The sequence below is a fragment of the Paenibacillus lacisediminis genome (assembly GCF_046567315.2).
This window is the reverse complement of sequence record NZ_JBKIAX020000004.1, coordinates 254755-278389: the sequence shown is the minus strand read 5'-3', so window position 1 is coordinate 278389 and position 23635 is coordinate 254755. Positions and strand designations below refer to the sequence as shown.

Below are 23635 nucleotides of genomic sequence, written 5' to 3'. Positions count from 1 at the left end.
ATAAAAGACGATAGTTTCCAAATTTAATCGATCATTGGGGAGGAGAGTGTCAGGTGTTGTTTCAAGTAAAACGGATCGTATCGCTAATTGCGCTCTGTGCGGCGCTGCTGGCGGGGATCGTTTTTGCGGTTCCGCAGCCGGCCCGAGCGGCGGACGAGCCGTCCATCACGATAGAGAGCGAACTTGGATTTAACGGTAATGTCAAGCTGGGCGAATGGAACCCGCTTACCATTACCCTTACGAGTAGTGCCGACATAAGCGGGGAACTGGTTGTTGGGGCGCAGATTCCGTATACCGGGGGGAGCGCAACCCAGGTACAGGCGGTAGATTTGCCAGCCGGCTCGTCGAAAAAAGTAACCTTTGCGGTGCTTGGAAACCGTTTCGACAAAAATAACAATTCGATACGTTTTTACGAGGGAGCGGCGGAATCGGGAAAAATGATCCGGTTTGCTGCGGGCAGCTCCTATTTGGAGACGATCCCCAAGAACGGAACGCTGGTCGGGGCCCTGGCCTCCGACCCGGACAGCCTGAACTTCCTAAGAACGCTTAACGGTTCGGGCGGAAACGTGACCGTTATTCCTTTAGCCAAAGAGCAGGTGCCCGAGGACGGTACGCTATTGTCTTCGCTGGATGTGCTGCTTATTAACGATTACTCCACCGATACGCTTGGAGAGGGGCGGACCAGGGCCATTCGTTCCTGGGTTCATAAGGGCGGCACGCTCGTCCTCAGCGGTGGAGCCGGTTATCCCAAAAGCGCGAAAGGCTTTGAGGATCTGTCTCCGGTTGATTACACCGGCAATACGAATGTATCCGCGCTGCCCGAGCTTGAGAAACTGGGCGGTAAGAAGCTCTCCCTGGATCATCCGTTCCCCGTTTCCGCGGCCAAGCTGAAGGAAGGGGCCGCGGCCATCGCACAGTTTGATTCCGAGCCGCTCATCGCGTCTTGGTCCGTGGGGCAAGGCAAGGTCATTTATGCGGCTTATGATGTTGCTATGGAGCCGCTTAATGCCTGGAGCGGACATCCCGAGGTCTGGTCTTCGGTCCTGCAGCTTGATCTAACGAGCGGCACCGGCAAGCCGGAAGGCAGTAAAGGCGAACTGTTTTCGGGAATCGACGGCCTGCTTGATTATTTTCCGTCCGTGACCCTACCGCCTTTCTCACTATTAATATGGCTGCTGTTGGGTTATGCGGTGCTCGTTGCGCCTTTACTTTATTACATACTTAAAAAGCTGGACAAGCGGGAGTGGGCCTGGGCGCTGATTCCGCTCATTGCCGTTGCGGCGAGCGGCGGCATTTATATGGCCGGGACCTCCGAAGGGTCGTCGGTTCAGACACATACCTTCAATATTATGGAACTGGACGGGAAAGGAGGGGCCGAACGAACGACGGCCTCGGCTCTGTTCGTCCCGAGAGGCGGAGATTACAATGTCGAATTGCCTGCCGGCACGTATGTGTCGGTGAAGCGGGAGGACGGTCTGCTCGCTGGCGGACAGATTCAGGAGCCGAACCGGCAGTCCATCCGGGTGCAGTCAGATCGTACGACGGTGAAGCTTAAGGACATGACCCACCGTTCCTTTGTCAAGCTGTGGATGGATCAGCCGGAAGACAGAGAATTCGGAGCGGTCAGCGTCGAAGCCCGATTTGACGGACAAGGCAGGCTGCAAGGCACGATAACGAACCGCACGGATACGGATTTGAGCGACGCCGCACTGATTGTGGGCAAAAATGTGTTTCAGTTGGGAGAACTGCCGAAGCAGCAATCCGTTCCGATTGCGTCCGGTTCGATGACGGTTTCCTATGGTGATTTCGGGGGGAGTTTATTCCCTTACAGCGGCAGCAGCACCCGGCGGGACAATATGCTGCTGGAGCGGCAAAGAGGACTTGTGAACAGCTATTTGAACGTTCTTTTTGAACAGGACAAGTATTTGTTTATTGCTTGGAGCAAAGAGCAGCTAAGCGATTACAAGGTGAACGGAAAGAGCTTAAAATCCGATCAGTTGAACATGTGGGTGCAGCCGTTTGAACCGGATCTCGGTAGGAATGGGGAAATGTATTTGCCGTACGGTTTTGCGGCAGGACGGGTTTTGAATGTAACTTCAAGCGAATGGGGCGAGGAAGGCAGCGGCAGAGTCAATATGTCTCCCGGAGAAATGCAGATCGAGTATCGGTTGCCGCTGGACCCGAATCTAGCCTACTCGCAGCTGTCGATGGCCATTCGTCAGCAGGATAAGGGGACCAGGACGACAGCGGCGATTTGGAACGAGGACAAAAACGCTTGGCAAGAGTTGAGTTGGAAAAACGGCGAGGTTAAGTTTACGGATCGGACCAATCCATATTTGCAAAATGGAACTACTTTGCGAATCCGCATCACGGCCGAGGAATGGACAAGCTTTGATATACCGGAGCTTTCCCTGCAAGGGAGGTACAGTGAATGATCGAGATCAATAATCTGACAAAAACCTACGGCAGCTTCGAGGCGCTGAAGTCGGTAAACCTGTCCATCGCCAAAGGAACGGTGTTCGGGTTTGTCGGTCCGAACGGGGCCGGGAAAACGACGACGATGTCGATTTTGGCCACGCTTCTGCTGCCAACGTCAGGTACGGCCAAAGTAGGCGGTTTCGAAGTTACCGAACAACCGCAGGAAGTGCGGAAAAGAATTGGATATATGCCGGATTTCTTCGGGGTGTACGATCAGTTCAAAACGACGGAGTATCTGCACTTTTACGGGGCCAGCTACGGAATTCCCCGCGCTGAGCGCAACGCCTTGATTCCGCAGCTGCTGGAGCTGGTGAACCTGAGCGACAAAAAAGACGCATACGTGGACAGCCTGTCGCGCGGGATGAAGCAGCGCCTCTGCCTGGCCCGCTGCCTTGTGCATGATCCTGATGTGCTTATTTTGGACGAACCGGCCTCCGGGCTTGACCCCAGGGCGCGGATTGAAATGCGCGAGATTTTGAAGGAATTGAAGCTGATGGGCAAAACAATCATTATTTCCTCGCATATTTTGCCGGAGCTGGCCGAGATGGTCGACGAAATCGGCGTGATCGAGCGGGGCAGGCTGATCGCTCAGGGCAAGGTGGCGGAAATACAGAATCGTCTGCGCGTCAAAAGAGTGCTGCATATCCGCGTGCTCGACCGGGCCGATGAATTGGCCACGCTGCTTCAGGATGAGATGCATGTCAGCGAGGTGCTGCAGGACGAAGCAGGCGTGCATGTTCATTTCGGAGGCGGGGACGCGGAGCAGGCGCAACTGCTGGCCGGCATGATCTCTTCGGGGTTCCAGGTGCTGTCCTTTAACGAAGCGCAGACCAATCTGGAGGATGTATTTTTGGAGATTACCAAAGGAGGGGCAAGCGATGAACTGGCGTAGAAGGCTGATCAACCCCGTGCTGGACAAAGAGTTTCGTCTCCGTATGCGGACGCCCCGTTCGGCGTTTATCGTGTTTGCCTATATTCTGGTGACGGGGCTGCTGGCGATGGCCATCATTTATATGACGACTTCTAACGAGCTTAGCGCCGGCGGACGGTTGGATCCCGGCGTAAGCCGGATCATCTTTTACGTGCTCAGCATCGGTCAACTGGTGCTGATCGCTTTCATGACCCCCGCCTTGACAGCCGGGGTGATCAGCGGCGAACGGGAGAAGCAGACGCTGAACATGCTGCTTACCACGCAGCAGAGCTCGGCAACGATTATTTTGAGCAAGCTCTTGTCTTCTTTGAGCTTCATGACGCTCGTTATTCTGGCTACTTTGCCGGTGTACAGCATCGTTTTTTTATACGGGGGACTGTCGCCAAAGCAACTGATGCTCGTCTTTTTGTTTTATCTGTTTGTCATGCTGCTATTGGGTTCGATCGGGGTGTTTTATTCCACTTTGTTCAAAAAAACGATCGTATCGGTCATCATGACCTATGGTACAGGCTTGATTATTTTTCTGATGACGGGCATTGCCTATATCATCGCGATGGGGATCGAGCGGGCGAGTTACTATAGTTCGGGGGGGCCTTCACATTCCTATTCGTGGGTAGGCTTCATCCTTGGGTTAAATCCCGCGGGAGCGCTGATCAGCCTGTTCGAGCCATCTTTTTCCGAAACCGTGTTTCTGGTCCAGGGAGGCAATATGCAGACCGGCGCGCCGATCGAACTGTGGCAGCAATTTCTGGGGGTTTACAGCCCATTGATCGTGCTGTTTCTGTGGCTGGCCATCCGTTATGTTCGCCCGGTGAGAAGAAGACTTAAAGGCCGTACGATCGAGACAACTGAACTGGGGACGATGACCAAGACGGAAGAGTAGACGGCAAGGTCGAGAGGACGGGATCATCGGTCATGAACGCCGTAGTACAAAAATAAACGCGAAACGGAGGGAACTGGCGCGTGGAGACAATCTATCGTCAGCTTGATGTTGTGCGCCGCCGCATACGGTGGTTTCGGGGGCTGGACGGGCTGAGATACGGCCTGCTGACCGGTTTGGCGGCCGCTCTTATCTGGCTTGCGGCGGGGAGGCTGTGGCCGCTTGAATACGGAAAAATCGGGGCCGGAGTTTTCCTCGTTTTGTGCACTGCCGGAGGATGGGTGTGGGGACGGCTCCGCCGGGTATCCGTTATTTTGGCGGCGCAGACGATGGATCGTCCCGAGGCTGGGCAAGAGCGGCTGGACCTGATGACGACGGCGCTGGCCTACGCGAACCTGCAGACGTTTCCGGCGCAGCTTGAGCGGGAGCAGGCCGAAGAATACGGTGCGGCCTATGTGCGGGACATCAAGAAACGTCTGCCGCTGCCGCGCCGCCGCGTATGGCGGATTCCCGCCGCACTTTGCCTTCTGGCTTCCCTGCTTCTGGCTACCCTGCCGAATCCGCTGGATCAGCGGGTCGCCCAGGCGCGAGAGGAGCGTGGATGGGTTAATGCGCAGAAGGAGGAGACGAACGGGCAGATTACCGAACTGGATCGCCTTAAACTGGACGTGAAGGCGAAGGATGCCCTTGCTAAAGAGATGAGCGAGCTACGCCGGGCGCTGGAGAAGAGCCGGGAGCCGGGAGAGGCGCTGAAAAACGTGGAGGAAACGATGAAGCGGCTGAGGGAAATGTCCGAAAAACTGGAGCTCCAGCAGCAGGCAAGGACGGAGTGGCTCAAGCGGTGGGACGCTCATCCGCTGGCGGGCGAGCTGGCCAACGCTTTAAGGAACAAAAGTACGGCGGAATTGACCAAGCAAGTGGAGGCCTTTCGCAAACAACTGTCCGGTTTGACGCAACAGGAACGGGATGAGCTTGCCGATAAGCTGAAGCGGATCGCCGAAGCAGCGCCGCCTAATGACGAGCGGGCGAAGGAACTGGCGGATGCTCTGAAAAAAGCCGCCGCTGCGGTGAATGAAGGTCAGAAGCTATCCACGGATCAAGCGCTGGCGAACTTAAACGAGGCTATGCTGCAAAACATGCAAGCGGCGGAGGCATCGTCCGGGCAGGCGGATGCCGCGGCTGAGCTGGCCTCGGCCCTTGCCGAGCAGGGGCTCGACTTGGCGGAAAATATGCAAGCATCGGGGCTGGCCGTATCGGACACGTGGAGCATGGGCGGCAGCGCCGAACAGTTGGCCGCAGGTGCCGGGCCCGGAGCAGGCCAAGGTCCCGGGGCGGGAGGCGCTGCCGGTTCGGGCTCAGGTGCAGGAGCCGGTTCGGGCTCAGGCCCGGGTTCGGGCAGCGGTACCGGTGGCGGCGGTGCAGGACAAGGCCAGGGCGGCGGAAATGGGGCTGGACTCGGCAACGGAGGCCGAGCGTTGGTGACAACGCCGCGCGACCTGGCTGGCAGCGGCAACGTCCAGCAAGACGGTGGACCGGCAACGGGCGGCAGCGTCCAGAAAGGGGGCAGCTCCCCTGTATTTGACGGGGTTAGCCGTCCGTATGAAGAGGTTTACACCGATTATGCGGCCGAAGCCAAGGAGTCGCTAAAGCGCGGCGATTTACCGCAAAGCCTGCAGAGCCTGGTGGAGAACTATTTTACCGAAATCGATCCGGGGTCGTAAGCGTAGGAGCGTATAAGGAGGAGAGACGATGGAGGATGTAAAAGCCCGGTTGGAATTGTTGAGCGAAACGGTCGCGGCCGTGCGGGAGCAAATTTCGCGCGTAATCGTAGGGCAGCAGGAGGTCGTGGAACAGATCCTGTGGTGTGTTTTTGCGGGAGGGCATGCGCTTTTGGAGGGGATTCCGGGACTTGGCAAAACGATGCTGGTGCGCACGATTGCCGATTGCCTGGACCTGTCCTTTTCGCGGATTCAGTTTACGCCGGATTTAATGCCGAGCGATATCACCGGCACGAATGTGATTCGGTTCGGACCGCAGGGCGCGACCGATACGGTATTCCAGTCCGGCCCGGTGTTCAGCAGCATTGTGCTGGCCGACGAGATCAACCGGGCGACGCCGAAAACCCAGAGCGCCATGCTGGAGGCGATGCAGGAGCAGACGGTGACGGTAGGCGGGGAGACGCGGCGGCTGCCGCAGCCTTTTTTTGTGCTGGCGACGCAAAATCCGCTGGAGAATGAAGGAACTTATCCCCTCCCGGAAGCCCAGCTAGACCGGTTTATGTTGAAAATTCATGTGGGTAATCCGTCTCCCAAGGAATTGATGGAGATCGTCAGAAGGACGACGGCGGCCGATCAGCCCAAGGCGGAAACAATCGCTTCGGCGCAGCAATTGTTGGAAATCCGCCAGGCCGCCAAAGAAGTGCTGCTGGCAGATGAAGTGCTGGAGTACGGGGTGCGCTTGCTGATGATGACACACCCCGAGGAGCGGGACGCGCCTGAATCGGTGCGCAGTTACGTCCGTTTCGGCTCGGGGCCGCGCGGCATTCAGGCGATGGTTTCGATCGCCAAGGTAAGGGCGATTTCCAAAGGGCGCATGCACGTATCAACCGGAGATATTAAGGCGGTTGCCGTGCCGGCCTTGCGGCACCGGTTGTTTCTGAATTTCGAAGGGCAGGCGGCGGGTGTGTCGACGGATCGGATCATTGAGGACATTTTGGCGGCGCTGGAGGGAGCGCAATGACTTCTTCCCTCTTGCCTCCATCTCTGCTTCCCCGGTTGGAACGGTTGTCGATCGCCTCCCGAAGGAGAATCCGGGGAACGCTGCAAGGCAAACGGCGCTCCAGCCGTTTCGGAAGCTCCCTCGAATTTGCCGATTATCGTGAATACGCGCCCGGAGACGATATCAGGCGCTTTGACTGGAGCGTCTATTCCCGTACGGGCCGCCCTTTTGTCCGTCAGTATTGGGATGAGCAGGAGCTGCGCATCAACCTGTATGTAGATATTTCCGCATCGATGGATTTCAGCGGCGGTTCGGAGCGGCGCGCCGAAACCGGGCAAGCGCCGGAGAATAAGCTGCTATACGCTAAGCAGTTGGCCGCTTCCGTCGGTTATATGGCGCTGGCCGGCGACGATGTGGTTCAGGGTGCCGTTTTTTCGGATGAGATCAAGGGCAAGCTGCCGCCGCTGCGGGGAAAGGCTTCGGCTGTCAGGCTATTCTCGTTCCTGCAGGAGACAGGGCCGGCCGGGCCGGGAGATTTGGCCGGGGCGCTGCGGCAGCCGGGAGCGCTCCCCAGACAGCCGGGAATGAGCTGGATTTTTTCGGATTTGTGGCTGGAAAGCGGGGTCGAGGGACTTGCGGAGACGCTGGCTTTTTTTCAGGCCGCCGGCCAGGAGATCGTACTCGTTCATGTGCTGTCGGAAGCGGAGCTTCGTCCTGCGCTCAGCGGGGATTTGCGGCTGCTTGACAGCGAACTGGGCACCGGCAAAGAGGTCGCTATAACCGGCAAAATCCTGGACAAGTACGGGCGCGCGCTGGATGAGTACATCAAGGAAATCGGCCGCTTTTGTGGCAGGCGCGGGATTCGTTATGTGCTTGCCCCAACCGATGTGCCGCTTGAGCAAGGGATTGTGAAAATGATGGGCAAGGCGGGGACGACCGGGGGGAAGTAGCGGGAACGGACTAAGGTCGCGGACTCTTTTTGTCTCATCAATGATCCGGGACGCCGCTCGTGATTTGTTGCGTATGTTTGATCATCGACGTGGGGGGATGAAGTCATGGGGGTATTGGATTGGTCGGGGTTGTGGTTTGGCCTTACAATTCCGGCGATCGTACTGATGTATCTGTTCAAGCGAAAATATATCGATACGGTCGTGCCCAGCCATTTGCTATGGAATCGTGTGCTGCGCAACATCGAAGCCAATCGTCCGTGGCAGAAGCTCCAGAACCGGTTGCTGCTCTGGCTGCAACTGCTCGCCGCCGCTTTGCTTGTATTTGCGCTGATGCAGCCTTTCGTGTGGACCTCCGGCAGCCGTACCGGGCATGTGGTCATCGTCGTCGACACGTCAGCCAGCATGAGCGCAGCTTGGGGCGGCGGAGAGGCGGAGAACAAATCGGGCTCTCGCCTGGACCGGGCAAAGGAACAATTGCGGTCGCGCATTAACGCTTTGGGAACGGGGGCGGAAATCACTTTGGTGAGATTGGGCCGCGAGCCGGTGGTGCTGCTGTCCCGGGAACGGGACCGTAGCGTGCTGAACCGGGCGGTCGACGGGCTTGCGCCCGATTACGGGCAAGCGGCATACCGCGAGACTTTGTCGCTTGCGGAAGCCTTAACGCGGGACGATCCGGAAGCGAGCGTCATCGTATATACGGATGGCCGCTGGGCCGAACGTACCGATGATCTTGAGTCGGGCGGCGTACCGATTGAGATTGTAGCCGTGGACGAAGCAGCGGAAGCCAACGCGGCCGTTGAGCAATTCGGGGTAAAGGATGGCGGCGGTCTCCAAGACATGGTTGCGGGTACGGCTATGGTGCGGAATTACCGGGATGACTCCATCCAGGCCAATCTGGATTTGTTTGGCGACGGGAAACTGCTCGCCTCCAAGCAAATTACCGTGGAAGGCGGAAAAAGCCTGCAGGTTCCGTTCGATGAATTGCCTTCGGCAGACGTATATCGGCTCCGCTTAAGCCCCGAGGACGACTATGCGCCCGACAACGAAGCCTTTGCTTTTCTCGAGAGTGGGGATGTGCCGGACATCCTGTTCATCTCTCCCGGGAATTTGTTTCTGGAGAAGGCGCTGCAGTTGTCTGGCGGCCGCGTTACCCGGATGAATACGGTCCCGGCCGGAACGGATGAAGACGTAGCGGTGGAGCGGCCGGCTTTGCCCGGGAATAAGCCGGATCTGATCGTGATCGATGGCGTGTCTCCCGCGTTTCTGCAGGAGGGGCCGTGGGCTGCGCTGCTTGGTCAAACGCCGTTGTGGACCTGGGGAGGCGAGGGAAAAAAAGCGGCTTTGGCCAGCGGGGAAGTGAAGTCGGTCAATCACCCGGTTACCCGTTATTTATCGTTCACGACTCCGCCAACGGGCGAGCTTCTCGATCAGGAGATTCCGGCATGGGGGAAACCGATTTTGGAGATCGGCGGACAGCCGGCGGCGTATGCCGGGACGGAAGCCGGGCGGAAAAGGCTGGCGTTTCTGTTTGCGCTTGAAGACAGCGATTTGCCGCTGCGCCCGGAATTTCCGATTCTGGTGAGCAATGCCGTAAAATGGCTGCAATCCGGTCAAGCGGCCGGGCTCGGCCGCTTGACGGCGGGAACCGGGATCGATATTCCCGTCCCTGCGGAGGCGGAGCAGGCCACCTGGGTTCCTGTTGACGGTTATGCTTTGCGATCCGGCGCGGCGAAGCTTCCCGCAGCGCGCAAGATGGGCCGCGTGGCCTCCCGGCAGACTTCCCCGGGAATTCCGGGATTATGGCGCTTTGAGATGCAAGGAACTGACGGTGAGAAGCTGGCAGCATATCAGCTTGAGGTTGCGGCCGATCCTGCGGAATCGGGCATTCCCGGAGGAGGGCAGCTGTTTCCGATTGGACTTTCCGGAGATTCGGCGACACCTGCGGACAGCCATGGACGTGAGGGCGCCGATGGTTCCAAAGACGCTGAGCATAGCAAGCCTTCGAGCGCTTCGCCGCCGCAATCGCGGCAATCGCTCGTGCCGCTGGCGGCTCTGCTGGCTTTGCTAGTGATTTTGGCGGAATGGGGGGTGTATCAGCGTGGGCGTTCGATTTGATCATCCCTGGTTTCTGCTGCTCCTGCTGCCGCTGGCGGCCGGCGTGGTCTACGCCTATCGCTCCGACTTTAGATTAAGCGGCGTACGCCGGAAGCTGGCGGTTGGCTTGCGTGCGGCGATCCTGGTTTTGCTGGCAGCGCTGCTGGCCGGCGTCCAGACGTACACTTTGGTGAAGGACAAGGAAGTCGTGATTTTGACGGATCGGTCCGCCAGCATGCCGGAGACGGGGAACGTTCGCGATTGGATTGGACGGGCCGGGGAAGGAAAAGCAGCGGGAGACCGCGTAGGCATCGTAGTTGCCGGGCTGAACGCCGCGGTGGACAAAAGTCTGGATACGCAATCCGTCTCCGAAGATAGCCTGAAGGCGAAAGTTCATTCCGATTTTACCAACCTGGAGCATGGTCTGGAACTATCCGGAGGTTTGTTCGGGGGGCGGGGTAACCAAAGGATCATTTTGATTTCCGATGGCGAAGAAAACGTAGGCGATGCGCTAAAGGCGGCCAACCTGCTAAAGGAGCGGGGGATTGCCGTCGATGTGCTGTCCGTTCCCGTCAAAGAGCGGAAGGATGCATCCGTAGAGGAGTTTCAGGTGCCCGGGAAATTGTATCAGGCGGAATCGTTTGCCTTTGAAGTACTGATTCGCAGCACGTTCTCGGGCAGCGCCGAGCTTGGCTTATATGAGGACAACCGCGAGATCGGCCGGCACAAAGTGACACTGGAGCGCGGGGACAACCGCTTCACGCTGCAGGGTTTGGCGCAAAAGCAGGGGATGCACCGTTATCGGGCGGAGATTTTCGCGGACGGTGACGAACAGTCTGCCAACAACGCGAACTATGCGTTTACCCGGGTCGCCGGAAGTCCGAAGGTGCTGATCGTGGAGGGAAAGCGCGGGACGTCAGCCAATCTGGAAAACGCCTTGAAATCCGGTCTGGTCGATTACTCCGTGATCGATCCGGGGATGCTGCCTGCGGATTTGACCAAGTATGCCGGCTATGACAGCATCGTCTTTAACAATGTGTCCGCCGAGCGGATTGGCGGAAAGACGATGGAGTTGATCGAGCAGGCAGTCCGCTCCTTTGGCATCGGGTTTGTGATGGTCGGCGGAGAAGACAGCTATGGGATGGGCGGTTATTTCAAAACGCCGATCGAGCAGTTGCTGCCGGTATCGATGGAGCTGGAAGGCAAGCGGCAAATCCCTTCCCTCGGTCTGATTCTCGTGATCGACCGGTCGGGAAGCATGGATGGGGACAAATTGAAGCTGGCCAAGGAGGCGGCGCAGCGCACGGTCGAGCTGCTGCGTCCACAGGATACGGTCGGCGTCGTTGCTTTCGACGACCAGCCCTGGTGGGTGGTCGAACCGCAGAAGCTGGGCGATAAGAAAAATGTGCTGGCGCAAATTAACGGCATTCCGAGCGGAGGCGGGACAAACATTTACCCGGCCGTCGAAGGAGCGCTGAACAAGATGCTGGATGTCCAGGCGCAGCGCAAGCACTTGATTTTACTGACCGACGGGCAGTCGGCCGTGACTTCGGGATACGGCGCGCTGCTCGAAACGATGAATAGCTCCAAAATCACGCTCTCCACAGTTGCGGTCGGGGAAGACGCAGACGCGGCGTTGCTGCAGTCACTGGCTCAGGAGGCCAAAGGCCGGTATTATCCGGTAACGGATGCCACGACACTGCCGGCGATCTTTAGCCGGGAGGCCGCCATGGTCGCCCGGACGTACATTGTGGACAAGCCGTTTGTGCCGGCCCTGGTGTCGCCGGGGGATTGGGGAAAATGGTTTGCGGGCGGGGTGCCGAAAATTTACGGTTATGTGGCTGCAACGCCTAAAGTGACGGCCCAAACGGTGCTGTCCAGTCCCGAGCCGGACCCGCTGCTGGTTAGATGGCAGTACGGCTCCGGCCGAAGCGTGGCCTGGACCAGCGATCTGACCGGAAAATGGTCGCGGGATTGGGTAAATTGGCCGTCCTATGCCGGTCTGTTCACAGAAATGGTGAAATGGACGTTTCCGCAGTTTTCAGTGTCTCCTTTTGAGGTAAACACGATGATACGCGGAAATGAGGTTCAGTTTGAGGTCACCGCCGAGGATGAAGCTCCTCCGGAGGAGCTTGAAGCAGTGATCAGCGGTGAAAATCTGCGGGAAGAGCGGGTGCCGCTAGCCCAAACCTCGCCGGGGGTCTACCGGGGAACGATGCTAGCCGATGAGCCCGGTTCGTTCCTCGTTCATCTGCAGGGCAAAAGTGAAGGGGAAAAGGTGGATGGAGGGACAGGGACCGGTTTTGTCATCCCTTATTCTCCGGAGTACCGGGTGCCGGGCGACGAACCGCCGGACACGCTGCGGAAGATCGCGGACAGCACGGGGGGGCGCGTGCTGGATTGGAACAAACCCGAAGCGGCCTTTCAATTTGCGGCCAAGCCTTACCCGTCGCCGCATGATCTGCAGCGGCCGCTGCTGACGGCAGCGCTGCTGTTGTGGCTCGCGGACATCGCGATCCGCCGCCTTGCGCTGCCGTGGGGCCGCATGGCGGCGGCGCTGGTGCGCGCCGCCATGCCTTGGCGCCGCCGTGCGCCGGGCGGCGCGGTGGACAGGGCCGCGTCCGGCGCGTCCGCGGAGGCGGACACCGGGCTGGCCCGGCTCGCGGCGCGCAAGTCGCGTGCGGCCGCGTTCTACGGCGGGGCAGGCGCCCGCCGTGGCGGCGATGTCGGCGAGAACGCCGCCGACAGGGCGCCAGTGGCGCCCGCACCGCCGGCCCGCCCTCCGCGCAGCGGGGCGGGCGGGGGCCAGGGGCCCGCGAGTGAGGCGCCGCGGGCCGAAGCGCCGGCTCCCCCGCGGGAGGGAGCCGGTTCGGCGCCCCCCGGCCCGCCGCAGGACAGCGGGCCGGGGGCTTCGCCGCTTGGCCGTCTGCTGGAGGCCAAGCGGCGAAGCAGACGGTAGTCTCTCCCTTTTGAGTAACGCAACACAAATAAGTGGACTCGGTTGCGCTTGGCTGGGATTGGAGAGTCCATCCGAGGATGGTCTACGCTAACGGTTGTGAGCGTGCTTATTTGGTCAAAAAGTCTAGGGTTCCATTTCTAACGGTTGTGACGGAGCTTATTTACAAGAAAAAAGCCCGAAACCGACGAGAAAAGGCTGAATTAGCCTTCTCATAACCGTTAGAATGGAAAACCCCTTAATTTTGCCGTATTAGCGTCACTCACAACCGTTAGAACATTTCTTAGTTATCGAGTTTTACTGAAAAGAATTGGGAAAGACGATCTTTACTTTCATCAATCTATCGATGTTTTTAGGAGTGTATCTCCTTAACAAGGATTACAAATTTAGCTCCTTCAAGTAATAGGCCCGTATAAACGGTCCTTTTCTCTAAAGGGGCATTTTTTTTATTTATTTAATGGTGACGGGCATAATTGTCCGGGCTGCTGCCCGGCAAAAGGAACTGAGCGCAAAAATGATTACAAAGTAATTTCGAGGTAATACCTTGGGAATAATGATATGGCAATGAGTTACAAATGATGATACAATAAATAAAGTCAAAATGATTTTTTCAATTTGAATGTTTTGTAATCGCAGAGTTAAGTTTTCATGGTTTTCAAGGATCTTTTGATGATTAAGGAGGAAAATGAATGCCAAGTTTAGAGAACAATAAGATTGATAATTTGTCGATTACGACGATTCGGACGCTGGCAATCGACGCGATCGAAAAGGCGAAATCCGGCCATCCCGGCATGCCGATGGGGTCCGCGCCGATGGGCTACCAGCTGTTTGCCAAAACGATGAACCATAACCCGGACGAGCCGACCTGGATTAACCGGGACCGTTTTGTTTTGTCCGCCGGCCATGGCTCGATGCTGCTTTACAGCCTGCTGCACCTGTGCGGGTATAACCTGCCGATGGAAGAAATCAAGCAATTCCGTCAATGGGGCAGCAAAACGCCGGGCCACCCGGAATTCGGACATACTCCAGGCGTAGACGCCACGACGGGACCGCTGGGCCAAGGTTTGGCGATGGCCGTCGGCATGGCATTGGCGGAAACGCAGCTTGCGGCGACTTACAATAAAGGCGATCTGAAAGTCGTCGACCACTATACTTACGGCATTTGCGGCGACGGCGACCTGATGGAAGGCGTGGCCAGCGAAGCGGCTTCCCTTGCCGGTCATTTGAAGCTGGGCAAATTGATTTTCCTGTACGATTCCAACGATATTTCGCTCGACGGCAAGCTGAACCTGAGCTTCTCGGAGAACGTAAGACAGCGCTTCGATGCTTACGGCTGGCAAACGCTGCTCGTTAAGGACGGCAACGATCTGGCCGCAATCGAAGCGGCAATCGAAGAAGCCAAACGCGATGCGGAGCGCCCGACACTGATCGAAGTGAAAACGGTCATCGGCTACGGCAGCCCGAACAAGCAGGGCAAAGGCGGCCACGGCGGCACGCACGGTTCTCCGCTGGGTGCGGAAGAAGCCAAACTGACGAAAGAGTTCTACAAATGGGTTTATGAAGAAGATTTCTATGTTCCTGAAGAAGTGCGCGAGCATTTTGCCAAAGTTAAGGAACGGGGCATCGCCGCTTATAAAGCATGGGAAGAAACGTTTGCCAAATATAAAGCCCAGCATCCGGAGCTTGCCGCTCAGTTCGAACGCGCGGTAGCCGGTGATCTGCCGGCCGGCTGGGATGCGAAGCTGCCGAAATACAGCACATCGGATAAGGCGGTATCGACCCGCGTCGCTTCCGGCAACGCGCTGAACGGTCTGGCGCCTAATGTTCCGCAGCTGCTTGGCGGCTCCGCCGACCTGGAAAGCTCGACGATGACACATTTGAACGACCTTGCCATGTACACGCCGGAAACCCGCGACGGCCGCAACCTGTACTTCGGCGTACGCGAATTCGGCATGGCCGCAGCCATGAACGGGATTACGCTGCACGGCGGCCTGAAAGTATTCGGCGGCACGTTCTTCGTATTTACCGACTACCTGCGTCCGGCGGTGCGTTTATCGGCCTTGATGAAGCTGCCGGTGACTTACGTGCTGACGCATGACAGCATCGCGGTCGGCGAAGACGGCCCAACGCATGAACCGATCGAACAGCTCGCTTCCCTGCGCATCATTCCGGGTCTGACGGTCATTCGTCCTGCCGACGGCAACGAAACTTCCGCAGCCTGGGCTTATGCGGCTGAGAACAAAGCGAACCCGGTAGCGCTGGTGTTGACCCGCCAAAATCTGCCGATTCTCGAGAACACGGCAGAGCAGGCGCGCGAAGGCGTAAAACGCGGCGGCTACGTCGTTTCCGAGGCCAAGGACGGCAAACCGGTGGCGCAAATCATCGCGACGGGTTCCGAAGTACAGCTGGCGGTTAAAGCGCAGGGCGCGCTGGCCGAAGAAGGCATTCACGTTCGCGTGATCAGCCTGCCGAGCTGGGATCTGTTCGACAAGCAGGATCAGGCGTACAAAGACTCCGTCATCCTGCCGGGCGTCAAAGCCCGCGTTGCCGTGGAAATGGCGCATCCGTTCGGATGGGAACGTTACGCCGGCGAAAGCGGAACCGTGATTGGCATCGATAAATTCGGCGCTTCCGCTCCTGGCGATAAAGTCATCGCCGAATACGGCTTTACTGTTGAAAACGTTGTGAAGCACGTGAAAGCGCAATTGAACAAATAATCGGCGGCCGGGTCGCGAAGGGAGAGGGGAACGTGGCGCAGCAATTGCAAAATGTTACCGTGGAGAAGAACGCCAATATTTATTTTGACGGCAAAGTGACCAGCCGGACCGTATGGCTTCAGGACGGCAGCAAATTGACGCTGGGGATCATGCTCCCCGGGGAATACGAGTTCGGAACGGATTCGCTGGAAGTGATGGATATTTTGTCCGGGGACCTGAAGGTTCTGCTTCCGGGCGAAACGTTATGGAGAGAAATCAGCGGCCGCGGAACGTTTACCGTTCCCGCCAAATCTTCCTTCAAGCTGGAAGTGCGGAGCGTTACGGATTACTGCTGCTCGTACGTCTAGCGGCGGGTGCGCGCATGCCGCAAAAAGCAAATAAAAGGCAGGTTACAGCGTTATGGCGCTGAACCTGCCTTTTTACAAATCTTTTGAGAGCGTTACACCGTTTTATCGCCGATTTTTTGGCCGATCCAGGCTTCGTAGAGCTTCACGACGGAGGAGAGGTCCTCTTCGCCGAAGCCTTGCGTTTCTCCCGCCTGGAACAGGCTTTTCGCCTGATTCAGCATCGGCGCGGGGATACCCGAGCCGTCGGTCAGCGCGGAGGCGAGTTTCAGGTCCTTGAGCATCAGCGCCAGGGAGAACTGGTTGGAAAAATCGTGTTCGATGATTTTCTGGCCCTTCAGCTCCGCCGCTTTGCTGCCCGCGGAACCAAGCTGCACCAGATCCAGGAACAGGTTGGCGGGCAGACCGGATTTGGCGGCAATGGCGAAGCCTTCGGCGAGCGCCAAGTTGTTGATGCCGACGATGGTGTTATGGGCCAGCTTGGCTACCGCGCCGCTGCCGTTTTCGCCCATGTGCAGCACTTTTTTGCCCATCGTCTCAAAGATGTCCATAACCTCGGCCAGCGTATCGGCCGGTCCGCCGACCATAAAGACGAGCGTGCCGGTGATGGCGGCCGGCGAACTGCCGGTGACCGGCGCGTCGAGAAATGCCCCGCCCAGCGCGGAAACTTGCTGCGCCAGCTGCTTTACGAGCGCGGGCGAGATCGTGGAGCAGTCGATGACTTTAGTCCCGGGGCGCAGGCCGGCAAGCACGCCGTCAGGCCCTTCGTAAACGGCGGCGATGGAGGCGTCGTTGCTGACCATCGTGATTACGATATCGGCGGCGGCAGCGGCCTCTTTCGGCGAAGCGGCTACAGCGGCGCCTTGTTCGGTTAAGGCTGCGGCTTTGGACGCAGTGCGGTTGTAGACGGTAACCTCATAACCCTGCTTCAGCAGGTTGAAGGCCATTGGAGCACCCATTGTGCCCAGTCCGATAAATCCGATTTTTTTCATAAACGGTCACCTTTCAACAAAAATTGAACAGCATTTAATTATTTTAGCATAGAGGGCCTAAAACCTGTATAATGTGCCCTTGTCTTCGCTAGAAATTTACAGTATCCTAGGTTTAAGTTGTATGAGAGGAAAGTTCAGGTCAAGACGTTTAAATGATCTCGCCTCAGCTTTTGAATGTTGCCTCTTAGGATAGGCAAGTGGGTTAAATAAATAGACGGAGGTATTTTCAAACATGTCGAAAAAAGTAACCTTTGACTACAGCAAAGCCCTGCAATTTGTCGGGCAGCATGAAGTGGATTATTTTACCGAGCAGGTCCGCACGGCTCATGAGCAGTTACATAAAGGTACGGGGGCAGGGTCCGACTTTCTGGGCTGGATCAACCTCCCGACTGAATACGATAAGGAAGAGTTCGCACGCATCAAGAAGGCGGCGGCGAAAATCCAAAGCGATTCCGATGTGCTGATCGTCATCGGCATCGGCGGTTCTTACCTGGGCGCGCGCGCGGCGATCGAATCGCTGTCCCATTCGTTCTACAATATTTTGCCGAAGGACAAGCGCAAATCGCCGGAAATTTATTTTGCCGGCAACAACATCAGCTCGACTTACGTGAATCACCTGCTTGACCTGATCGACGGCAAAGACTTCTCCGTCAACGTCATCTCCAAATCGGGAACGACGACGGAACCGGCGATCGCGTTCCGGATTTTCCGCGCCGCCCTGGAGAAGAAATACGGCAAGGAAGAAGCGCGCAAACGGATTTACGCGACGACCGACCGGGCCAAAGGTGCTCTTAAGAAGCTTTCCGACGAGGAAGGTTATGAAACGTTCGTGATCCCGGACGATGTAGGCGGACGTTATTCCGTGCTGACGGCCGTTGGCCTGCTGCCGATCGCCACCGCCGGCATCAGCATCGACGAAATGATGCAAGGCGCGGCCGACGCGGCGAAAGAGTTCAGCAACCCGAACCTGGCCGAGAACGCCAGCTACCAGTACGCGGCCGTCCGCAACGCCTTGTACCGCAAAGGCAAAGTGACGGAAATTCTCGTGAACTACGAGCCTTCCCTGCACTATGTGTCGGAATGGTGGAAGCAGCTGTACGGCGAAAGCGAAGGCAAAGACTATAAAGGGATCTTCCCGGCATCGGTCGATTTCTCCACGGACCTGCACTCCATGGGGCAGTTTATCCAGGAAGGCAACCGGAACATTTTCGAGACGGTTATTCAGGTGACGGAAGTGCCAAGCCACATCACGATCGAATCCGATCCGGCCGACTTGGACGGGCTGAATTTCCTGGCCGGCAAAACGCTCGACTTCGTGAACAAGAAGGCGTTCCAAGGCACCTTGCTCGCGCATACGGACGGACAGGTTCCGAACCTGGTCGTCAACGTGCCGGATTTGACGCCGTATTCCTTCGGCTACCTTGTTTACTTCTTTGAAAAAGCTTGCGGCATCAGCGGTTACCTGCTGGGCGTCAATCCGTTTGACCAGCCGGGCGTTGAAGCCTACAAGAAAAACATGTTTGCGCTTCTCGGCAAACCGGGATACGAAAAGGAGAAGGCCGCATTGGAAGCAAGACTTTCCGAATAACGGCCTTTTGGAAGCAGGCTCCCTTTTCGAAGGAAAGATACAGCGCCAGGAAGCAGTTCGCCGCACGTTTCGGCCGGGCTGCTTCTTGGCACATTCATAAGGATGGATTCATATGTTGGAACGGTATAAGACGGTTCGAGGAGCCGGCGAGAAAGAAATCGTCATCAAGAAATCGAGGTTTATCGGACACGTCATGCCAGCGGCAACGGAAGATGAAGCGATTGCTTTTATTGAGGAAATCAAAAAAAAGCATTGGAACGCCACGCATAATTGTTCCGCTTATATGATCGGCGAGCGCGATGAAATCCAAAAGCAGTCGGATGACGGAGAGCCAAGCGGCACTGCCGGAAAGCCGATTTTGGAGGTTATCAAAAATCAGGGCCTCAAAAATGTCGCCATCGTCGTTACCCGGTATTTTGGGGGAATCATGCTGGGGGCCGGTGGTCTCATCCGCGCCTATACGGACGGGGCGGTTGCGGCGATCGAAGCGGGGGAAGCCATTACCCGGGTGCTGCACCAGGAAGTGTTTGTGGAACTGGAATATACTTGGCTGGGCAAGGTGGAAAATGAACTGCGAAACCGCGGAATCCGTACGGGGGACACGGTGTTTGCGGATAAGGTGACACTCTGCTGTCTGCCGCTTCACCATGAAGCGCAGGCCTTCATCGCTTGGATGACGGATCTGACGGGGGGGCAGGCGCTGATGACGGAAGGTGACCAGGTTTACTTTATCGAAGGGGAATAACGCCTATGGCAAGAAGAGCAGTAGATCAGGAATTGTCGAGAGAAAGAATTATGGAAGCGGCCCGGCATTTGTTTATCACAAAGGGGTACCGCGGAATTTCCATGCGGAGCATCGGTCAGCATTTGGGATATAGTCACGGTTCGTTGTATTATCACTTCAAAGAAAAAGCCGAATTGTTTTACGCTATCGTGGTCAAGGATTTCGAATCTTTAACCCATCTGTGCGAGCAGGTGGCCAAACGCGCGCCCGCGGAAGGTTTGACCAAGGCCGAGCAACTGATGCTGGAATTCATCAAGTTTGGCTTGGAGCATCCGCACCAATACGAAATCATGTTTATGCTGAGGGATGAGGAAATATTGGCGTATTGCCGCAGCGAGCAAACCAAATGCTTTAATATGTTCGAATCCATCGTTCGCAGTTTTTTGCAGGAGGAGAAGCACCCGCTGGAAAACAATCCGTCCCTTCCGCTCAGCATGTTTTTGGGGATGCATGGATTTATCTCTTACTACATTCAGGATCGGCTGACCTTTGAGGAAATCAAGGCCGCAGCGGTAGCCCATGTGAAAATTTTGAGCCACAGCTGTTACCGGATAACGTCATGAGGCGTTTTTGCTTTAACTTAACGCTTTAATCATTTACACCATTATAGCATCAATACTTTATAACATTACTTTGCAAAAACCGGTGGAGGCGAGATGAAACAGTTCATTTCGTAAACAGCTGGTTTTATTTTTTTGCCATAAAAATCTTTCCCGAACGCTTGGCCGCTGCCCATTTGCGGATTGACGGAAGCCCTGGGGTTTGGTAATCTATCCATATATAAAACCGAGTATTTGCATCAGAATATAACGAATGATGGTTTAACGGCGTGGGTGGCTTGCGGAATCTGGAAAGGATGTGGCTTTGCATGCATGTTGAAGTACGAAATCTGGATAAACATTTCGGCGCTTTTCATGCCGTACAAAATGTCAGCTTCGGGATCGAGAAAGGGCAACTGATCGGTTTGCTGGGGCCCAGCGGCGGCGGCAAAACGTCGATTTTGCGGATGCTGGCCGGATTGGAGCAGCCGGATGCCGGGGAGATTCTGTTTCATGGAAAACGGGTGAACGAGCTTGCTCCCCAGGAACGGGGCATCGGCTTCGTATTTCAAAGTTACGCTTTATTTAAACATATGACCGTATATGACAATATTGCGTTTGGTCTGCAGGTTAAAAAAGCACCTAAAGCGGAGGTGCGGAGCAGGGTGATGGAGCTTGTCGAGCTGACCGGGCTCAAGGGCTTTGAGAGCCGTTATCCGCATCAGCTGTCCGGCGGGCAGCGGCAGCGGGTCGCTTTTGCCCGCGCTTTGGCACCCCAGCCGCAGCTGCTTCTGCTTGACGAGCCGTTTGCAGCGATCGACGCGAAAATCCGCCAGGAGCTTCGTTCCTGGCTGCGGGAGCTGATCGAGCGGGTTGGCATTACGTCGATATTCGTCACCCATGACCAGGACGAAGCGATCGAAGTGGCCGATGAAATCATGATCATTAACCAGGGACGCCTTGAGCAAAAAGGCACGCCCTGGGATATTTACAAGGAGCCGCAAACCCCGTTTGTCGCCTCGTTTATCGGGCAATCGACTTTGGTCGAGCGGGCGGCCGACCTCAAGGGGTTTGAGGAAGAAAGCGGCGGGCTCGGAACGCGGGCGCTGATCCGGCCGGAATACATCGAGGTGGGAACCGAACACGAGTTTACACTCCTTTCCGCCACGGCTCCGGGGATCGTGAAGCACCTGCATTTCCGCGGCAGCGAATGGCTGGTGGAAGTCGAAGTGGGGGGCCATACGTTAACGACCTTCCGCTCGCTGGAAAAAGAGACCTTAAAACCCGGGCAAGAGGTACGCGTGCTTGTCCATCGGGCATATCTGTTCGACGACGAGCGCAGCTGGATTTTGGAAAATCCGCTGAAAGCAGACCCATTGAGCGTGATTATCTGACGTCATTCAATTGGGGAAATCCAATAGATTGGCGGATATCAAACGACAAACTGATCTACCAGCGCAAAAAGGCGACCCCACCCGCGAAAAAGCCGGTGTGAGGCCGCCTATTTATCTGGAAATCGTGTTTGAGTGGTCTTTACTATTCCAAATTTACACTCTCGAACGCACTTCCTGGCGCATGAACAGCACGTAGGACAGGCCGAAGCAGATCATTGTGGCCGCAAGCAAACCGGTGAGCTGCGGCCAGATCAGCAGCAGGCTTTGCCCCAGCGACAGCGGGCTGGCAATCGCTCCGATGAGCTGATCCATCGTCAGCGGCCCCAGCGTGCGGACGCCAGGGGATAGCATCGTTGTGATCGTCTCCGAAAACAGCTCCGTCGGGGACAGCCGATTCAGCGTCAGGATAAAGTTCATTTGCCGCAGCTGCACGTCTGCCGCCGCCATTTGCGAGACGGCCGTGGCGCTGTCGATCATATTGATGATCATGCTGTAAAAAATCGTGAAGAACAGCCAGACGGCGATCGAAGAAAGCGCCGAGGTCGCCGCCTGGCGGAAGCGGATCGAGAACAAGATCGACAGGCACAGCCAGAAGCCGATGTAGACGACCGCGATCAGCAGGAAGATGAGGATCCGCCCGAATTCCTCCGGCGTCGGCGGATACCCGATCGTCATCAGGCCAAGTCCCATTACCAGAAATCCAAGCGAAAACACGACGATCCCGATCATGAACAGGGACGACACAAACTTGGCTTTGATAAAATCGTCCCGGTAGATCGGCTGCGACAGCAGCCGGCCCAAGGTGCCCTTGTTCCGCTCGGAATTGACGGCGTCAAACCCGAGCGTAATGCCGATCAGCGGCCCCAGCCAGGACAGGAAGGTGGCAAAGGACGGCACCGCCAGAGAGGAACTGGTCAGCGTGTACATTTTCAGGAACAAAAAGGTGTCTCCGCCTCCGCTGTCACTCGTGGCGCTGCCGCCGGCGATCGCGGTGACCGCGGAATAAATCGAGCCGATGCAGGCCAGGACGATGATCCCCATCAGGATGCCGAACCTCCAGCTGTGGAGATGATCGCCAATCTCTTTTTGCACCATCACCCAAAACGAGGAAGAGGAGCGCGCCCGGGCGCCGCTTCCGTCCTCAGCATCGCGGCGGGGAAGAAGCTCATGCAGCGTTTTTTGCATCCGCTTCCGTATGTCTTTCAGATGCAGCATTTCCTTCACGGAAGAAAGGTTCCACGCCATCTTGCCCTTAGGCATCATTGCTCTCCTCTCCTTTCGAAGTATCGATGGTAAATGTCATCCAAACCATACGCTTTGCGCCGGATGTTCACGAGCCCCGCTTCGGCGCGGATGACGGTTTCGGCGATTTGCGCCGTCAGGTCACGGCTGCAGGCGACCGTCGCGGTAACCCCCTGGTCCCGCTCCGCACCATCCGCCCTGGAATAACGGATTTCCTCCACCCCGTCCAACTGCCTGATTTGGTCCGCGAGCGCTTCCGTCCAGGTTTTGGTGCCTACCTCGATGTAGGTTTTGCCGTCTTCGTCCAGCTGCTTCGACAACGTTTGGATATCGCCGACGGCAATCAGCTTGCCCTGAACGAACAAGCCGACCCGGTCGCAGATTTGCTGGACCTGATGCAAATGGTGCGAAGACAACAGCACCGTCAGCTTCTCGTCGCGGCTCAGCGAGGAGATCAGCCCCAGCAGCTCGCGCACCCCTTCCGGGTCGATGCCAAGCGTCGGTTCGTCGAGGATGACGACCTCCGGGTTTTTGATCAATACGTCGGCCAGTCCCAGACGCTGCCGCATCCCGCGGGAGAACGCCCCGACCCTTTTGCCGCTGTGCGCGGTAAGGCCGGTTTTCTCCAGCAGCTCTCCGGCCCGCTGGACGGCTTCTTTTTGCGGAATTCCGTTCAGTCTAGCGGTATATACCAAATTGTCCAACGCGGTCCGGTCCTCGTAGAAGCCGATGTCGTCAGGGAGGTAACCGACAATCCGTTTTACGCGGAGCGCTTCGCGCGCCGGATCGAAGCCGCAAATCCGGGCGTGCCCGGAAGTCGGCTCGGTCAGCCCCAGCATCATGAGGATCGTCGTCGTTTTCCCGGCGCCGTTCGGGCCAAGCAATCCGAAAATTTCCCCGCGCGAAATGCTCAGGTCGAGATGGTCTACGGCGGTGGTTTCTCCGTATTTCTTGGTTAACTGACTAAGCTGCACGACAGGTTTATCATCGGCGGCAACCGCCGTGGGATTCATGCCGGTCACCATCGT

General features: G+C 56.9%; 17 protein-coding genes. 14 read left to right on the top strand and 3 right to left on the bottom strand.

Annotation, left to right across the window (positions count from 1 at the left end; all coding sequences use genetic code 11):
• Positions 1-53 precede the first annotated feature (53 nt).
• From ACLD72_RS10035 to ppnP, 10 genes are all read left to right on the top strand, one after another.
• A complete protein-coding gene (locus ACLD72_RS10035) occupies positions 54-2435 on the top strand; it encodes a DUF7408 domain-containing protein (RefSeq protein WP_410997363.1) in 2382 nt (793 codons plus the stop codon).
• Positions 2432-3370 (top strand): ABC transporter ATP-binding protein, encoded by a 939-nt coding sequence (locus ACLD72_RS10030; protein ID WP_251590415.1) that lies wholly within the window; start codon positions 2432-2434, stop codon positions 3368-3370. The genes ACLD72_RS10035 and ACLD72_RS10030 overlap by 4 nt, the downstream gene beginning before the upstream one ends.
• Complete coding sequence (locus tag ACLD72_RS10025; RefSeq protein ID WP_410997365.1) at positions 3357-4292, top strand: ABC transporter permease; 936 nt, start codon at positions 3357-3359, stop codon at positions 4290-4292. The genes ACLD72_RS10030 and ACLD72_RS10025 overlap by 14 nt, the downstream gene beginning before the upstream one ends.
• Before the next feature lie 80 nt (positions 4293-4372).
• Positions 4373-6010: a phage tail tape measure protein gene (locus tag ACLD72_RS10020; protein WP_458475735.1), complete on the top strand. Its 1638-nt coding sequence runs from the start codon at positions 4373-4375 to the stop codon at positions 6008-6010.
• Positions 6011-6038: 28 nt separating this feature from the next.
• Positions 6039-7028, top strand: coding sequence for an AAA family ATPase (locus ACLD72_RS10015; protein WP_410997370.1), 990 nt, complete (start codon positions 6039-6041; stop codon positions 7026-7028).
• Positions 7025-7957: a DUF58 domain-containing protein gene (locus ACLD72_RS10010; RefSeq protein ID WP_410997372.1), complete on the top strand. Its 933-nt coding sequence runs from the start codon at positions 7025-7027 to the stop codon at positions 7955-7957. Before ACLD72_RS10015 ends, ACLD72_RS10010 begins: the two co-directional genes overlap by 4 nt.
• Before the next feature lie 105 nt (positions 7958-8062).
• Positions 8063-10072, top strand: coding sequence for a vWA domain-containing protein (locus ACLD72_RS10005; protein WP_458475734.1), 2010 nt, complete (start codon positions 8063-8065; stop codon positions 10070-10072).
• The gene (locus ACLD72_RS10000) at positions 10056-13010 is read left to right on the top strand and encodes a VWA domain-containing protein (RefSeq protein ID WP_458475733.1); all 2955 of its coding nucleotides are present in this window, start codon (positions 10056-10058) and stop codon (positions 13008-13010) included. The genes ACLD72_RS10005 and ACLD72_RS10000 overlap by 17 nt, the downstream gene beginning before the upstream one ends.
• A 686-nt stretch (positions 13011-13696) precedes the next feature.
• Positions 13697-15724 carry a transketolase gene (tkt, locus tag ACLD72_RS09995; RefSeq protein ID WP_411003923.1) on the top strand — a complete coding sequence of 676 codons (2028 nt, stop codon included), beginning with the start codon at positions 13697-13699 and terminating at the stop codon, positions 15722-15724.
• 32 nt (positions 15725-15756) lie between these two features.
• Positions 15757-16071, top strand: coding sequence for a pyrimidine/purine nucleoside phosphorylase (gene ppnP / locus ACLD72_RS09990; protein WP_036625106.1), 315 nt, complete (start codon positions 15757-15759; stop codon positions 16069-16071).
• 92 nt (positions 16072-16163) lie between these two features.
• On the opposite strand, the gene ACLD72_RS09985 is transcribed toward ppnP, so the two are convergent.
• Complete coding sequence (locus ACLD72_RS09985) at positions 16164-17060, bottom strand: NAD(P)-dependent oxidoreductase (protein ID WP_411003922.1); 897 nt, start codon at positions 17058-17060, stop codon at positions 16164-16166.
• 232 nt (positions 17061-17292) lie between these two features.
• Between ACLD72_RS09985 and ACLD72_RS09980 the strand changes: the two genes are divergently transcribed.
• From ACLD72_RS09980 to ACLD72_RS09965, 4 genes are all read left to right on the top strand, one after another.
• Positions 17293-18648 carry a glucose-6-phosphate isomerase gene (locus ACLD72_RS09980; RefSeq protein ID WP_411003920.1) on the top strand — a complete coding sequence of 452 codons (1356 nt, stop codon included), beginning with the start codon at positions 17293-17295 and terminating at the stop codon, positions 18646-18648.
• 112 nt (positions 18649-18760) lie between these two features.
• Positions 18761-19393, top strand: a complete 633-nt coding sequence (locus ACLD72_RS09975) for a YigZ family protein (RefSeq protein ID WP_411003918.1) — start codon at positions 18761-18763, stop codon at positions 19391-19393.
• A gap of 5 nt (positions 19394-19398) precedes the next feature.
• Positions 19399-19995, top strand: a complete 597-nt coding sequence (locus ACLD72_RS09970; protein ID WP_251590399.1) for a TetR/AcrR family transcriptional regulator — start codon at positions 19399-19401, stop codon at positions 19993-19995.
• Between the two features lie 305 nt (positions 19996-20300).
• A complete protein-coding gene (locus tag ACLD72_RS09965) occupies positions 20301-21365 on the top strand; it encodes a sulfate/molybdate ABC transporter ATP-binding protein (protein ID WP_251590394.1) in 1065 nt (354 codons plus the stop codon).
• 153 nt (positions 21366-21518) lie between these two features.
• Here ACLD72_RS09965 and ACLD72_RS09960 read toward each other — a convergent pair whose 3' ends face one another.
• The gene (locus tag ACLD72_RS09960) at positions 21519-22625 is read right to left on the bottom strand and encodes an ABC transporter permease (RefSeq protein ID WP_458475732.1); all 1107 of its coding nucleotides are present in this window, start codon (positions 22623-22625) and stop codon (positions 21519-21521) included.
• The gene (locus ACLD72_RS09955; protein ID WP_411003916.1) at positions 22625-23632 is read right to left on the bottom strand and encodes an ABC transporter ATP-binding protein; all 1008 of its coding nucleotides are present in this window, start codon (positions 23630-23632) and stop codon (positions 22625-22627) included. The genes ACLD72_RS09960 and ACLD72_RS09955 overlap by 1 nt, the downstream gene beginning before the upstream one ends.
• Positions 23633-23635: the final 3 nt, after the last annotated feature.

Bases quoted from the DNA above. Each gene is read 5' to 3' on its own strand.
- ACLD72_RS09970 (WP_251590399.1), top strand. From the start codon at position 19,399: ATGGCAAGAAGAGCAGTAGATCAGGAATTGTCGAGAGAAAGAATTATG.
- ACLD72_RS10025 (WP_410997365.1), top strand. From the start codon at position 3,357: ATGAACTGGCGTAGAAGGCTGATCAACCCCGTGCTGGACAAAGAGTTT.
- ACLD72_RS09980 (WP_411003920.1), top strand. From the start codon at position 17,293: ATGTCGAAAAAAGTAACCTTTGACTACAGCAAAGCCCTGCAATTTGTC.
- ACLD72_RS10005 (WP_458475734.1), top strand. From the start codon at position 8,063: ATGGGGGTATTGGATTGGTCGGGGTTGTGGTTTGGCCTTACAATTCCG.
- ACLD72_RS10015 (WP_410997370.1), top strand. From the start codon at position 6,039: ATGGAGGATGTAAAAGCCCGGTTGGAATTGTTGAGCGAAACGGTCGCG.
- ACLD72_RS10030 (WP_251590415.1), top strand. From the start codon at position 2,432: ATGATCGAGATCAATAATCTGACAAAAACCTACGGCAGCTTCGAGGCG.
- ACLD72_RS09960 (WP_458475732.1), bottom strand. From the start codon at position 22,625: ATGCCTAAGGGCAAGATGGCGTGGAACCTTTCTTCCGTGAAGGAAATG.
- ACLD72_RS09965 (WP_251590394.1), top strand. From the start codon at position 20,301: ATGCATGTTGAAGTACGAAATCTGGATAAACATTTCGGCGCTTTTCAT.
- tkt (WP_411003923.1), top strand. From the start codon at position 13,697: ATGCCAAGTTTAGAGAACAATAAGATTGATAATTTGTCGATTACGACG.
- ACLD72_RS09975 (WP_411003918.1), top strand. From the start codon at position 18,761: ATGTTGGAACGGTATAAGACGGTTCGAGGAGCCGGCGAGAAAGAAATC.
- ACLD72_RS10010 (WP_410997372.1), top strand. From the start codon at position 7,025: ATGACTTCTTCCCTCTTGCCTCCATCTCTGCTTCCCCGGTTGGAACGG.
- ACLD72_RS09985 (WP_411003922.1), bottom strand. From the start codon at position 17,060: ATGAAAAAAATCGGATTTATCGGACTGGGCACAATGGGTGCTCCAATG.
- ACLD72_RS09955 (WP_411003916.1), bottom strand. From the start codon at position 23,632: ATGGTGACCGGCATGAATCCCACGGCGGTTGCCGCCGATGATAAACCT.